The organism is Rhizobium sp. CB2179, from assembly GCF_057653455.1.
This window is the reverse complement of sequence record NZ_CM172781.1, coordinates 3,748,308-3,761,091: the sequence shown is the minus strand read 5'-3', so window position 1 is coordinate 3,761,091 and position 12,784 is coordinate 3,748,308. Positions and strand designations below refer to the sequence as shown.

Below are 12,784 nucleotides of genomic sequence, written 5' to 3'. Positions count from 1 at the left end.
CACCTTTTCCGTGTCAACCACATGAAGGTGTTTTTCCCAAGGCGCAGAGGTGTTTTCTCAGGTCCAAACCGGCGATTTCGGCGTCACGGTGGTGACATGACCCATCTTGCGGCCGGGGCGCCACTCGGTCTTGCCGTAGAGATGAACCAGCGTGTCGGGGCGCCGCAGCCAGTCGGGAACGGCAAGGATATCGTCGCCGATCAGGTTCTGCATGACGCAGTCGGAATGTCGCTCGGCATTGCCAAGCGGCAGGCCGGTGACGGCGCGGATATGCTGCTCGAACTGGCTGACGACGCAGGCGGCTTCCGTCCAGTGACCGGAGTTGTGGACGCGCGGCGCCATCTCGTTGGCGATCAGACCGCCATCGGCAAGCACAAAGAATTCGATGCCGATGACGCCGACATAGTTCAATGCGGCAAGGATTTTCTCGGCCGATTTCCGCGCGGCGTCCGCCGTCGGCGCCGAGATCGCGGCGGGAACCGTCGAGGTGTGGAGGATGCCGTTGCGGTGGACATTCTCGGCGGGATCGAAGCAGACGACCGTACCGTCGGTGGCGCGGGCGGCGATGATCGAGACTTCACGCTCGAAGGCGACGAAGCTTTCGAGAATGAGCGGCACGCCGCCAAGTGCTGCATAGGTGCCATCCGGGCTGTCTGCGGCCGAGCGGAAAACCTTCTGGCCCTTGCCGTCATAACCGAGACGGCGGGTCTTCAGCACGCCCTGGCCGCCGAAATCCTTCAGCGCCGTTTCGAGATCGGCCTGGCTGTCGATCGCATGGAAGCGTGCAGTGGTTATGCCGCAGCCGTTGAGAAAGCGTTTTTCGACGAGACGGTCCTGGGCGGCTTCCAGCGCCTTCGGCGGCGGATAGACCGACACGCTCGCCGAGAGCTTTTCGGCGGCTGCGACAGGCACGTTTTCGAATTCGTAGGTGACGACATCGCAGATATCGGCGAGTTCGGCGAGTGCCGCCGGATCGTCATAGGCAGCGGTAATCTGCCGGTTGGCGAGCTGGGCGGCCGGGCAGTCCGCCTGCGGCTCGAGGATGACCGTGCGAAAATTCAACCTGGCGGCGGCAATCGCCAGCATGCGGCCGAGCTGGCCGCCGCCGATAATGCCGATCGTTGTTGCCGTCATAGGTCGTCCATCGGGTATTCGGCGACGGCAGCACTCTGGCGCTCGCGCCATTCGTCGAGCCGGTCGGCAATTTCTTCGTCGGAGAGGGCAAGTACGGCGGCAGCGAGAAGGGCGGCGTTGACCGCACCAGCCTTGCCGATGGCGAGCGTGCCGACCGGAATACCGGCCGGCATCTGTACGATGGAAAGGAGGCTGTCTTGGCCGGACAGGGCTTTCGACTGGACCGGCACGCCGAAAACTGGCAGCGGTGTCAGCGAGGCGGTCATGCCCGGCAGATGGGCAGCGCCGCCGGCGCCGGCGATGATGACCTTGAAGCCCTCCGCGCGTGCGCCCTTGGCGAAATTGACCAGCCGGTCGACTGTACGGTGCGCCGAAATGATGCGCGCGTCATAGGGAATTTCCAGCGCCTCCAGCGTGTCGGCGGCGTTTTTCATGGTCTCCCAGTCGGACTGGCTGCCCATGATGATGGCGACGGGTGGTCTGTCTGTCATCGTTGCTGCTATTCCCTCTCAGGCGATGATGTCAGGGATGATCTGATCTTCCAGCCTGGAGAGCCTGTCCTTGATGACGAGCTTCTTCTTTTTCATGCGCTGGATCCGCAGAGCGTCGCATCCGGTCTGGATCATGGCGTTGATCGCGGCGTCGAAATCCTCGTGCTCCTGGCGCAAGCGCGCCACTATGAGCCTGATTTCCGCCTGTTCCTGATCGGCCATATACATTCCCCGTTATCGTCCCTGGACCTTGTCCGATCTGCCGATGATTTCCGCAAGCTCCTATCATCAAATACAGGTAACGGCTAGTTAGTCTTGATCATGAAATTGCCATCCAGTCTTCATCTTTTGGCCTTCGACAAGCCTTCAAAAATGTGTCACAGTCCCGCCCGTTGACACCTTGATCCCCGACGATGTTGGCCGGGGAGGGTAAGAGGAAGGAAGGGTCATATGACTGTTCAAGCTCATCTTGAGTCACTCCAGAAAAAGCATGTCGCTCTCGAGGAGGAGTTGCACGCGCTCAGAACATCTCCCTCTATTTCCGATACGGCACTTGCCGATTGCAAGCGTCGCAAGTTGCGCATCAAGGACGAGATTCAGCGTCTTAAGTCATCCGTCCACTAATCTTCCCAAGGATCGCCGGACGATCATCTTGCGCAACAAGGTAAATCCATCCATTCCACCAAAAATCAGCAAGAACCGGTGATTTGACACCAGATTTGCGCCAGCCCGATGCATCCGGCATCGTGGCTGGCGCTTTTGGGTCCGCCACGTCTCACATCGCGTTCTTATGATTCACATCGTATTCCCAGATCGCATGGGAACATGCATCAGGCCCAGAACTGATCCAGCCACAAATTGAGCTTGTCGAAGCCGCGGTTGTTGACCGCGTAGATACGTTTGGTGCCTTCCGAGGTCACGGAGACGAGATTGCTGTCGAGAAGCGCCTTCAGGTGCTGCGAAACAGCAGGACGGCTGATCGGCAGGCCTTCGGCGAGCTCATTGACGGTCCGTGGCGCGCGACGCAATTCCTCCAGCAGAAACCGCCGGTTCGGATCGGCAATCGCAGAGAAGGGGTCCGTGTTCGACATGGCGGGAACGCTACGTCAAACCGGCCGCGCCAGCAAGGAAATTGTGCATTGCAGCGTGTCACTGCATAATTCCTAAAATCGGAGTCGATTTCAGGAATTAAGCAGCCGTTCAAAGTGCCACAGCGTCCTTTGCGCCTCTCGAAAGATGTGCGGCGCTGTATGGCTTCTACCAGCCAAGGCCCTCGCCCACGATCAGGAAGGCGGCGATCAGCGCCATCGCATACATGAAGGGATAGAAGATCTGTGGCCTCATCCGGCGCACGCACCAGGCGCCGGCGATGGTGGCGAGCGGGGCGAAGGGCAGAAGCGTCGCGGAGGTCGCAAGGTTCTGGGTGTCGAGCTGGCCGAGCGCGAAATAGGGGATCAGCTTGATGGCGTTGAGGATTGCGAAGAAGCGCACGCTGGTGCCGGTATATTCGCGCGGCTGCAATTTGAGCGGCAGGGCATAGATCTGGAAGGGCGCACCGCCGGCATGAGCGACGAAGCTGCCGTAACCGGAAAATGTCCCCCAGAGGCCGGCGGCCACCGGCCGCTGGCCGCGCGGCGGGATCACCTTGCCGGCGCCCGGGCCGAAACTGTTCCAGAAATAGCGCAGGCAGAAGAGGATGGTCACCGCGCCGATGACGATGCGCAGCATGTTGCCCGGAACCAGCGCCGAGGTCGCCCAGCCCAGCGCGATACCGAAGATCGCGCCCGGCAGCATGATTTTCAGCGTCGCCCAGTCGCCATGTTTGCGCCAGATGACGAGCGAGATCATGTCCATGAAGACCAGGATCGGCAGCAGGATGGCCGCTGCCTCGACGGGCGAGACGACGAGGGCGAGAAAGGGCAGGCCGATCAGCGACAAAGCGTCGCCCATGCCGCCCTTTGCGAGGCCCACCAGCAGAACGGCGGGCACGGCGGCGTAGTAGAATGACAGATCCTGCGGCATGCTTTCGACGTCCTCCTCTTGCCAGCCTCGTCTAACGGAACTACTCACACAAAACGAGTGCGGATCCCTCATTTCGAAGGGGAATTCGCAGGAAACGGAAAGACCCCATGACCGAACCGGAAAACCGCTGCCGCCTTGTGCTCATCGTGCCCGATATCGCCGATGCAGATGAACAGGCAAAGATCGTCGCCGACGCGCTGAAGGGCGGCGATGTCGCCTCGGTGATCGTGCCGCAATACGGGCTCGACGACAGCACCTTCCAGAAACATGCGGAAAAGCTGGTGCCATTGATCCAGGATGCTGGAGCAGCCGCGCTGATATCAGGCGACAGCCGTGTCGCAGGCCGGGCAAAGGCCGATGGCCTGCACCTTTCCAGCAATGCAGAGGCGCTTTCGGAAGCGATCGACAAACATGCGCCGAAGCTGATCGTCGGCGGCGGCAACGCGGCCGACCGGCACCATGCGCTGGAGATCGGCGAAGTCAGGCCGGACTATATCTTCTTCGGCAAGCTCGACGGCGATATCAAGCCGGAGGCGCATCCGAAGAACCTTGCGCTCGGCGAATGGTGGGCCTCGATGATCGAGATTCCCTGCATCGTCATGGGCGGCACCGATCCGGCCTCGGCGCTCGCCGTCGCCGAAACCGGAGCGGAGTTCGTGGCGCTGCGGCTGGCGGTCTTCGCCGAGCCTGCCCGGGCGCCGTCTGTCGTTGCCGAAATCAATGCGTTGCTTGACGAAAAAGCGCCACGGTTTGAGGATTGAAATCGCGCTCATGCCGATCCCGCCCGTCCGCCTTTTGAAATATATCCTTGCCAGCATGGCCGCCCTCGTTGCGGCCGGGCCGAATGTTGCCTTGGCGCAGGCGCCGGACAGCGTCATCAGCCAGCCGGGCACGGGGCCGGCTTCGACCTTCCGCACCGACCGGCCTTCCAGCCCGGGCGTGCAACCCTCCGATGGTGTCGGCGTATTCGACCGCATGGGCGCGAACCTGCCGGACCTGCCGCCGGAGAAGGATTACAAGGGGCCGATCGACGAGGCCTACGGCGCCTTCCAGCGCGGTTATTACCTGACGGCAATGGACAAGGCGCTGCCGCGCGCCCAGCTCGGCGATCCGGCGGCGCAGACACTGATCGGCGAAATCCTCTCGCAGGGCCTCGGCGTCAAGAAGGACGTGAAGAACGCCGCCTTCTGGTACGGCAAGGCGGCCGAAGGCGGCGACGGGGCGGCGATGTTCAAATATGCACTGATCCTGATGGAAGGCGAGGGCGTGCCGCGTGACAAGGTCAAGGCCGACGACTACATGCACAAGGCGGCCGAGGCCGGCAATCCTTCGGCGGAATTCAACTGGGCGCAGCTTCTCATCGCCGACAATCCCGGCGAGAAGGGACTGAAGCTCGCGCTGCCGTTCTACGAGAAATCGGCCGAGCAGGGCATTGCCGATTCGCAATATGCCGTGGCGCAGATCTATGCGACGCTGAAGGACCTGCCGGAAGAAAAGACGAAGCTCGCCCGCGAGTGGATGGCACGCGCGGCGCGCGCCGGTTTCGACACGGCCCAGCTCGATCTCGGCATCTGGCTCGTCAACGGCGTCGGCGGGCCGAAGGATTACGTCAAGGGCTTCGAATGGCTGAAACTTGCCGCCAATGGCGGCAATGTCGCCGCGCAGAACAAGCTCGCCCATCTCTATATCAACGCGATCGGCACGGCGCCCAATCCGATCGAGGCGGCGAAGTGGTACGTGCTGTCGCGCCGGGCCGGGCTCGCCGATCCGGCGCTCGAGGATTTCTATCTCGGCATCGAGGACAATCAGCAAAAGGCGGCGATCGATGCCGCCAACAAATTCCGACGGCGATAGCGGCCGTATTCTAATTTAGAAAAGCGCGTCGGCGAAGAGGTCTTCATCGTTTTCGGCTTTGACGTTTTCGGCGGGAGCGGAGGTGCTGTCCTCGCTTGCCGGAATGATGCCGCGATGAATGCTGCGCTCCTGGACCATCGTATAGTGCTTGAAGATCTTGCGGTCGAGCGGCGCGATCGTCTCAGCGAGATCGGAGATATCGGCGACATCGGTGCCGGCGACGCCTTCGAGCAGATCGGCGCAGCCGGCAAGGACTTCGCCCAGATTATGCTGGAAATCGAGCTTGCCGATCAGCAGGCTGATCTTGGTGGCGACCTCGCGACCGTTCTCGGCGAGCACCTTCAGCTCGTTTTCCATCACGTTGGCTGCAGAGCGGATGTTGCCGACGGCCGAGGTCAGGCTTTCTCCGAGATTGCCGGCTCCGGCATCCGTGGCGGGGGCGACGCGCCCGGCCGCAGCTTCGAGCGCCGGCAGGCCGTTGACGATGGCGTCGGCGGAATCGTCGAGCTTGCCGGCGAAGATGCGCAGCTCGGCGGTGACGACGTTGATCGACCTGCCTTCCTCGCCGAGTCGGCTGCAGCGCAGGTTGGTATTCAAAGCCATATAGTGAATGTCAGTCTTGACGGCGCGGATGTTGCCGATCGCTTCGGAGAGTTTGGCCGCGGTACCGATCGTCGACTGGCTCACCTGGTCGGCCTGGCGGCTTGCCGTATCGACCTGCTTGACGATTTCATGGGCGGCCGAAACGCTGGATTCCAGCGCGCGCATGAAGTTGCCGCCGGCCTCGCCGCTCTGACCGCTCATCTGATCGCGCAGCTTGAGAATCTCCCGCATGTCGTGATCGAAACTTGCGATCGTCTTGACGACGTTCTCGGAATCCCGCTGGAAATTTGCACACATGTCGCTCATCTGCGCCGCCGTCAGATGGTGAATGACGTTCTGGAGGCGCTGGCGCGCGCCGGCGTCGAGTCTGGCGCCATCCTCACCGGCAAAGAAATCTTCAAGCAGCGAAAAAGTGGCCTGCACATGCTCGATGCGCTGGCGGGTGATATCGCCGATCTGCAGGGCAGACAGGGTCGAGGCGACCTTGCTCTGGACGGCGCGGGCAATCGCGCCGACCTCGCGGGCGATGACGCCGAGATCCTTGCGATGGCCGGCGATCTTGGCGGCATCATCGCGCAGGGCTCCGGCGACGGCAGGAACGGTATCGGCATAGCCCTTCGAAACGCTGGCGCCAAAGGAGGCGGCGAGCTTGACCTCCTTGTCGAGACTGTCGAGATGCGTGGCAAAACGGTTGACCTCATCGGTACCGGAATAGATGCGCTCCAGGATCTCCTGGGCGAAGCCGGCGAATTCGGCAAGGCCGGCACCGGTAATCTTCACGGTCACCGCGAAGGTTCTGAGATAACGCATCGTCTCCTGCATGTCGGCGACGTGCTTGCGCAGTTCCCTGCCGGTATGCGCCAGCGAGACGAGCGCCTGCTGCCGGTTTTCCTCGGTGACGGGCAGCGCCATCAGGCTCTCCACCGTGGCGCGGAGATCGGCGCTGGTGTCGCTCGCCTCCTTGTTGTCGAGCGTCGTGGTGACGCTCTCGAGCGAGTTCAACAGACGGTTGAGCACATCCATCACCGAGAGCAGCACGGTGCCGCCTTCGAGGAAACGTTCCTCGACCTGGCTACGAGCAGATTCCAGGGTCTGGCTTATGTCCCGTCCTGATGAGTAGGCTGCAGCGTTCGGCGATACCAGAGCGTGTGCCACTTTTATACCTTTTCTTAAAATCCAGGCAATTCGAACTCTATTTTTACGGGCAGGATGGAAACGTCCGGTAAACGCGCCGGACTCGCCAGCGTTGTGATTAACGAAAGATGTTGATGGCCTGTCGGGGAAAGCCTAACGCTCGGATTGATGATTCAACTTATTGTTTTTATTTTACTTATTTCTAAATTTTGAGAAAAAAATACAACTTATCCCGGATGAGAATTGGGAGTCTGGGAATGCGCTATACGGCAGTTTCCTACAACCGCTGTTTACCCCGCATTAACGCTGCCGTGAGAGTCCTTTTAGGGTCGTCAAGTATTTTCTGGCCCAGGAGGCTGCATTGGATACTCAGAAACAATATTACGAATCTATAAATTTGCCGGACGTGCTCAGCATTCGCAACGTGTCCGAACTATATTCCAAGTTTACCGATGAATTTCATAGCAATGATACAATCATCATCAGCATTCCCGAGGGCGCAGAAGCGGATCTGAGTTTTGTTCAACTCATCGAATCCTCGCGCCGCCAAGCAAAGGCCAAGGGAAAGACCTTCAAGCTTTCTTCACCGGCCAGTGGCTCTGTCCTGAAGGTACTTGAGCGTGCAGGTTTCATCGAATCCTTCGATCACGAAGACGCAAATTTCTGGTTGCATAAAGAGGTGACGTTATGAGTGCAAAGATCCTGACCGTCGACGATTCCGCCAGCATTCGTCTGACCACCAAGGTCACGCTGACCAATGCCGGCTATAGCGTCACCGAGGCGGTCAACGGGGCAGAGGGCCTCGCGACAGCCAAGGGCAGCAGCTTCGATCTGATCGTGACCGATCTCAACATGCCTGTCATGGATGGTCTGACGATGATCGAGGAACTGCGCAAGCTGCCGGCGCAGGCCGGCGTTCCGATCATCTTCCTGACGACGGAATCGGACGCCGATCTCAAGGCGCGCGCCAAGGCCGCCGGCGCGACGGGCTGGTTGACCAAGCCGTTCGACCCGGAAAGCCTGGTGAAGATCGTGAAGAAGGTTCTTGGACGATGAGTACGCTCGATCCGGTCGCCGTCTTCCGCACGGAAGCTGCCGAATGCCTCGAAGCGATCGAGGCTGGTCTTCTCGACCTGACCCACCAGCTCGACAACAAGGATCTCGTCGATGCCGTGTTCCGCGGCCTCCACACGCTCAAGGGCTCCGGTGCGATGTTCGGTTTCGAGGCGCTCGCCGCCTTCACCCATCATTGCGAAACAGCCTTCGATCGCGTCCGCAAGGGCGAGGTCGCGGCGACCAGCGAACTCGTCGCCGCCGTTCTCGCCGCCCAGGACCATATGCGGGCCCTGGTCGATCAGCCGGACGCCGATCACGGCGATACCGGGCATAAGCTTCTGGCACAGTTGCAAGCTACCGTCGGCGGCAAGGAAGCAGCGCCGGCCGCTGTTGCCGCACCCGCGGCCGTGCGCGAGACCCCGGCGAAGAAGAAGAGCAGCTGGCGCATCCGCTTCAGCCTGCCTGCCAATTCGATGGCCAACGGCACCAACCCGCTCGGCCTGCTGGACGAGCTGCGCGATCTCGGCGAATGCACCGTGCGCGCCAACTCCTCGGCCATTCCTCCCCTCGACGCGCTGGCTCCGACGGAACTCCACATTTCCTGGGACGTGACGCTGACCAGCGAGCAAGACCGCTCAGCGATCGACGACGTCTTCATCTTCGTGCTCGATGATATGGAACTAAGCGTCGAGGAGATCGGCGGGCAGGCAGCGGCAACCGCCGCTCCGGTTGAGGAAAAGGCCGCAACTGCCCCTGTCGCCGCGGTATCGGCGGCTTCGCCGACCAGCGTCCCGGAATTCCGTCCTGTCGAGGCGGTTCCGTCCAAGCGCGAGGCGCCCGCCGCCATCAGCCAGGCGAAGGCGGCCGAGAATGTCCGCGTTCCGGCCGAACGTCTCGATGAGCTGATGGACCGTGTCGGCGAGCTCGTCATCGCGCAATCGCGCCTCAGCCAGCTGGCCAGTGCCAGCGCCGATATCGCGCTGCGCTCCGTCTCGGAAGAAATCGAACGCCTCTCCGGCGAATTGCGCGACACGATGATGGTGCTGCGCATGGTGCCGGTCGCCACCCTGTTCTCCCGTTTTCGCCGCCTCATTCACGATCTCGCCCGCGAAACCGGCAAGGTGATCGAACTGGTGACGGAGGGCGAGAGCACCGAAGTCGACAAAACCGTCATCGAGCGTCTGGCCGATCCGCTTGTGCATCTGGTGCGCAACTCGATCGATCACGGCCTCGAAACGCCCGCCGACCGCCTTGCCTCCGGCAAGACCGAAGCCGGCACGGTGACGCTTTCGGCCCGCCAGGCCGGCGGCGAGGTGATCATCTCGATCAAGGATGACGGCCGCGGCATCAATCGTGAACGCGTTCGCGCCAAAGCGGAATCCTCCGGTCTCATCCAGCCCGGTCAGCCGCTTTCCGACTCCGAGCTGCTGCAACTAATCTTCGCCCCCGGCTTCTCGACGGCCGCGGCAATCACCAATCTCTCCGGCCGCGGGGTCGGCATGGACGTGGTGAAGAAGACGGTCGAAGCGCTCCGCGGCGCGATCGACATCGTCAGCCTGCCGGGACAGGGTTCGGAAGTGTCGCTGCGCATTCCGCTGACGCTCGCCATCATCGACGGCCTGCTGGTGCGGGTCGGCTCCGGCCGCTACGTCATCCCGCTCTCGGCAGTCGAGGAATGCCTCGAACTGTCGCTCGAGGAAGATCTCCGCTCGCGCGGCCGCAGCTTCATCTCGCTACGCGACAGCCTGGTGCCGTTCCTGCGCCTGCGCGACCTCTTCCGCACCGGCACTAAGCCCGACGTGCATCAGAAGGTCGTCGTCATCTCGACCGGCACGGAGCGCGTCGGCCTCGTCGTCGACCAGATCATCGGCGACCACCAGACGGTCATCAAGTCGATGTCGAAACTGCACAATAACGTCGCGACCTTTTCGGGCGCCACCATTCTCGGCGACGGCAGCGTCGCTCTCATTCTCGACGTTGGGCACCTGGTTGCCGCGGGTCAGCAACAGGAGGCGCAATTGCGTGTAGCAGGATGAGTGCAACAGCAGCAGCCGAACGGTTCGACAAGCACTGGAGCTATGCCGAGGAAGTCGAGGTCCTGACCTTCGATCTCAACGGCGAAACCTTCGCGCTGGAAGCGGTCATCGTCCAGGAAATCCTGGACCTGCTTCCTGAGACCGCGGTGCCGGGCAGTCAGCCCTTCGTCGCCAGCGTCATCAACTTCCGCGGTAAGGTCATTCCGCTCGCCGATCTGCGTCTCGCCTTCGGGATGGAAGCAGCAGAGGCGACGATCGACAGCCGCTTCATCGTCATCGAGATCGACCTACAGGGCGAGCAGACGCTCGTCGGCCTCAGAACCGACAAGGTGAACGAGGTGACGACACTTGCAAAGTCCGCGAGCGAAGCCCCGCCCAGCATCGGCATGCGTTGGCGCGCCGACTACATCAACTGCCTGGTGAAGAGGGGCGGAGAATTCATCATTCTCCCCAATCTGCAGGCGATCTTTTCATCGAGGCACGATGCGGCGGGAGCCGTCAATTGACGCTGGATGAATTCAACGAGGGGTTTGGACGATGCGACTGACAATAAAGACGAAACTGGTGACCGCGTTCACCTTCATCATTCTGATGCTCGTAGGCACCGCCGCTTACGGTATCTTCAGCCTTGGATCGCTGAACGACACGATCGATAAGCTTCTTGCCGGCCCGGCAGCCCGCCTCGATCTCGCGCAGCAGATCAACATTGCCCAGCTCGAGGCCATCCGCCAGCAGAAGAACCTGCTCACCGCCCGCAGCGCAGACGAGACGGCCGGCGCGGTCGCGAAGGGCAATCAGGCCCGCAAGGAGTTCACCGACGCCTTCAACCAGGTGCTGGCGCTGGCGACGGAAGAAGGCAAGGCGCGCTGGGCGCGCATCGCCGAACTTTCCAAGACCTTCAATGCGGCCGACGATCAGATCCGTGACTATGTGAAGGCCGGTAATGCCGAAGGCGCAAATACCGTCTCTGTTACGACGGCGCGGGCCGCTGCCAACGATATCGACGCGACGCTCAGCGAAATCCTGGCACTTGAAAAGCAGCGCATGAAGGCTGCCGACGACGGCGCCGAAGCGCAGTACACGACGACACGCACAATGATGGTTGCGGTCGCAGCCGTCGCCCTGCTGATTGCCGCCCTCACCGCCTTCTGGATCGCCAGCACGATCAGCAAGGGCCTCGGCCGTGCCAACACCGTGGTGCGCGAAGTGTCGGAAGGCGATCTGACCAAGATGGCCGACATCACCAGCCATGACGAAATCGGCGAACTTCTGGGCAACGTCAATACCATGATCGAACGTCTGCGCGGCGTCGTTGCCGACGCACTGTCGGCCGCCGACAACGTCTCTTCCGGAAGCCAGCAACTTTCGGCGAGTTCGGAACAGGTATCGCAGGGCGCCACCGAACAGGCGGCTTCGGCCGAAGAGGCTTCCGCCTCGATGGAGCAGATGGCCGCCAACATCAAGCAGAACGCCGATAACGCCGCCCAGACCGAAAAGATCGCCCGCCAGTCCGCCAAGGACGCGGAGATGAGCGGTGAAGCGGTGACGCGTGCTGTCGACGCCATGCGCACGATCGCCCAGAAGATCGGCATCGTCCAGGAAATCGCCCGCCAGACCGACCTTCTCGCCCTCAACGCTGCCGTGGAAGCGGCTCGTGCGGGCGAGCATGGCAAAGGTTTTGCAGTGGTCGCCTCCGAAGTGCGCAAGCTTGCCGAACGCAGCCAGTCGGCTGCCGCCGAAATCAGCTCGATGTCGAGCGATACCGTCAAGGCTGCCGCCGACGCCGGCGATATGCTCGGCCGGCTGGTGCCCGATATCCGCAAGACGGCGGAACTGGTCTCCGAGATCAGTGCGGCGTGCCGCGAACAGGATATCGGCGCCTCGCAGATCAATGAAGCGATCCAGCAGCTCGACAAGGTGACGCAGCAGAATGCCGGCGCTTCCGAGCAGATGTCGGCAACCTCCGAGGAGCTCGCCTCCCAGGCAGAGGAACTGCAGACGTCAATCGCCTTCTTCAAGGTCGATACGGCAGGCAACGCACGGTCCGGCGCCCACAAAGCGCAGCCAAAGGCTTCGGCCAAGGCGCTCAAGGCCCCGGCCGCTGGCCGCAAGCCCGGCCTGCAGGCTCACAGCCAAGGCCGCGGCCAGACGGTTTCGGCTCAACAGCAGCGCCTCAAGGGCTTTGCTCTCGATATGTCGATGGGCGGTCCAGACGCCAGCGACGACGACTTTAGGGAGAGCGCATAAGCGCTCCCCCGGGGAAAGCGCGTGAGCGCTTCGCCTCAATGTGATCCCTCGGGCTGCTCCGGCGGCCTGAGGCGAGAACATCCCCCAACGCATGTAGGCGTTGGCGCTGCGATGGATAGATGTCCGGCTGCCGGGAAGTGAATTTAGTCGCTTTTCCCCGTTTCAGCACATCACTTTCCAAGCTTGACGTCCCGCCAAGGGGACATG

At 61.7% G+C, this 12,784-nt stretch carries 14 protein-coding genes; 8 read left to right on the top strand and 6 right to left on the bottom strand.

Annotated features, from left to right (window positions below; all coding sequences use genetic code 11):
• Nucleotides 1–57 precede the first annotated feature (57 nt).
• From AC244Q_RS18660 to AC244Q_RS18650, 3 genes are read right to left on the bottom strand one after another with little or no spacing between them, the layout of a single operon-like run.
• On the bottom strand, nt 58–1,134 hold the full coding sequence (locus tag AC244Q_RS18660; protein ID WP_017995130.1) for a 5-(carboxyamino)imidazole ribonucleotide synthase: 1,077 nt from the start codon (nt 1,132–1,134) through the stop codon (nt 58–60).
• A complete protein-coding gene (gene purE / locus AC244Q_RS18655) occupies nt 1,131–1,625 on the bottom strand; it encodes a 5-(carboxyamino)imidazole ribonucleotide mutase (RefSeq protein WP_003552651.1) in 495 nt (164 codons plus the stop codon). Before purE ends, AC244Q_RS18660 begins: the two co-directional genes overlap by 4 nt.
• 18 nt (nt 1,626–1,643) lie before the next feature.
• The gene (locus tag AC244Q_RS18650; protein WP_003552650.1) at nt 1,644–1,847 is read right to left on the bottom strand and encodes a YdcH family protein; all 204 of its coding nucleotides are present in this window, start codon (nt 1,845–1,847) and stop codon (nt 1,644–1,646) included.
• A 228-nt stretch (nt 1,848–2,075) separates the two neighbouring features.
• Between AC244Q_RS18650 and AC244Q_RS18645 the strand changes: the two genes are divergently transcribed.
• Nucleotides 2,076–2,249, top strand: coding sequence for a YdcH family protein (locus AC244Q_RS18645; protein ID WP_003552648.1), 174 nt, complete (start codon nt 2,076–2,078; stop codon nt 2,247–2,249).
• Nucleotides 2,250–2,455: 206 nt separating this feature from the next.
• Here the strand turns inward: AC244Q_RS18645 and AC244Q_RS18640 are convergent, their stop codons facing one another.
• Both AC244Q_RS18640 and AC244Q_RS18635 read right to left on the bottom strand, forming a co-directional pair.
• Nucleotides 2,456–2,716: an ArsR/SmtB family transcription factor gene (locus tag AC244Q_RS18640; RefSeq protein ID WP_003552646.1), complete on the bottom strand. Its 261-nt coding sequence runs from the start codon at nt 2,714–2,716 to the stop codon at nt 2,456–2,458.
• Between the two features lie 166 nt (nt 2,717–2,882).
• Nucleotides 2,883–3,647 carry a sulfite exporter TauE/SafE family protein gene (locus tag AC244Q_RS18635; protein WP_012758912.1) on the bottom strand — a complete coding sequence of 255 codons (765 nt, stop codon included), beginning with the start codon at nt 3,645–3,647 and terminating at the stop codon, nt 2,883–2,885.
• A 107-nt stretch (nt 3,648–3,754) separates the two neighbouring features.
• On the opposite strand from AC244Q_RS18635, the gene AC244Q_RS18630 reads away from it, so the two are divergent.
• Nucleotides 3,755–4,408: a thiamine phosphate synthase gene (locus tag AC244Q_RS18630; RefSeq protein ID WP_113548007.1), complete on the top strand. Its 654-nt coding sequence runs from the start codon at nt 3,755–3,757 to the stop codon at nt 4,406–4,408.
• Nucleotides 4,409–4,418: 10 nt separating this feature from the next.
• Entirely contained in the window at nt 4,419–5,501 is a 1,083-nt protein-coding gene (locus AC244Q_RS18625) for a tetratricopeptide repeat protein (RefSeq protein WP_113548024.1), read from the top strand.
• A gap of 15 nt (nt 5,502–5,516) precedes the next feature.
• Here AC244Q_RS18625 and AC244Q_RS18620 read toward each other — a convergent pair whose 3' ends face one another.
• Entirely contained in the window at nt 5,517–7,259 is a 1,743-nt protein-coding gene (locus AC244Q_RS18620) for a chemotaxis protein (RefSeq protein WP_128405938.1), read from the bottom strand.
• A gap of 340 nt (nt 7,260–7,599) precedes the next feature.
• Here AC244Q_RS18620 and AC244Q_RS18615 point away from each other — a divergent pair, with 340 nt between their 5' ends.
• From AC244Q_RS18615 to AC244Q_RS18595, 5 genes are read left to right on the top strand one after another with little or no spacing between them, the layout of a single operon-like run.
• Complete coding sequence (locus tag AC244Q_RS18615; RefSeq protein ID WP_012758908.1) at nt 7,600–7,929, top strand: STAS domain-containing protein; 330 nt, start codon at nt 7,600–7,602, stop codon at nt 7,927–7,929.
• The gene (locus AC244Q_RS18610) at nt 7,926–8,294 is read left to right on the top strand and encodes a response regulator (RefSeq protein ID WP_012758907.1); all 369 of its coding nucleotides are present in this window, start codon (nt 7,926–7,928) and stop codon (nt 8,292–8,294) included. Before AC244Q_RS18615 ends, AC244Q_RS18610 begins: the two co-directional genes overlap by 4 nt.
• Nucleotides 8,291–10,330: a chemotaxis protein CheA gene (locus AC244Q_RS18605; protein ID WP_128405939.1), complete on the top strand. Its 2,040-nt coding sequence runs from the start codon at nt 8,291–8,293 to the stop codon at nt 10,328–10,330. Before AC244Q_RS18610 ends, AC244Q_RS18605 begins: the two co-directional genes overlap by 4 nt.
• Nucleotides 10,327–10,836: a chemotaxis protein CheW gene (locus tag AC244Q_RS18600; RefSeq protein WP_012758905.1), complete on the top strand. Its 510-nt coding sequence runs from the start codon at nt 10,327–10,329 to the stop codon at nt 10,834–10,836. The genes AC244Q_RS18605 and AC244Q_RS18600 overlap by 4 nt, the downstream gene beginning before the upstream one ends.
• A gap of 31 nt (nt 10,837–10,867) precedes the next feature.
• Nucleotides 10,868–12,577, top strand: a complete 1,710-nt coding sequence (locus AC244Q_RS18595; RefSeq protein WP_128405940.1) for a methyl-accepting chemotaxis protein — start codon at nt 10,868–10,870, stop codon at nt 12,575–12,577.
• Nucleotides 12,578–12,784: the final 207 nt, after the last annotated feature.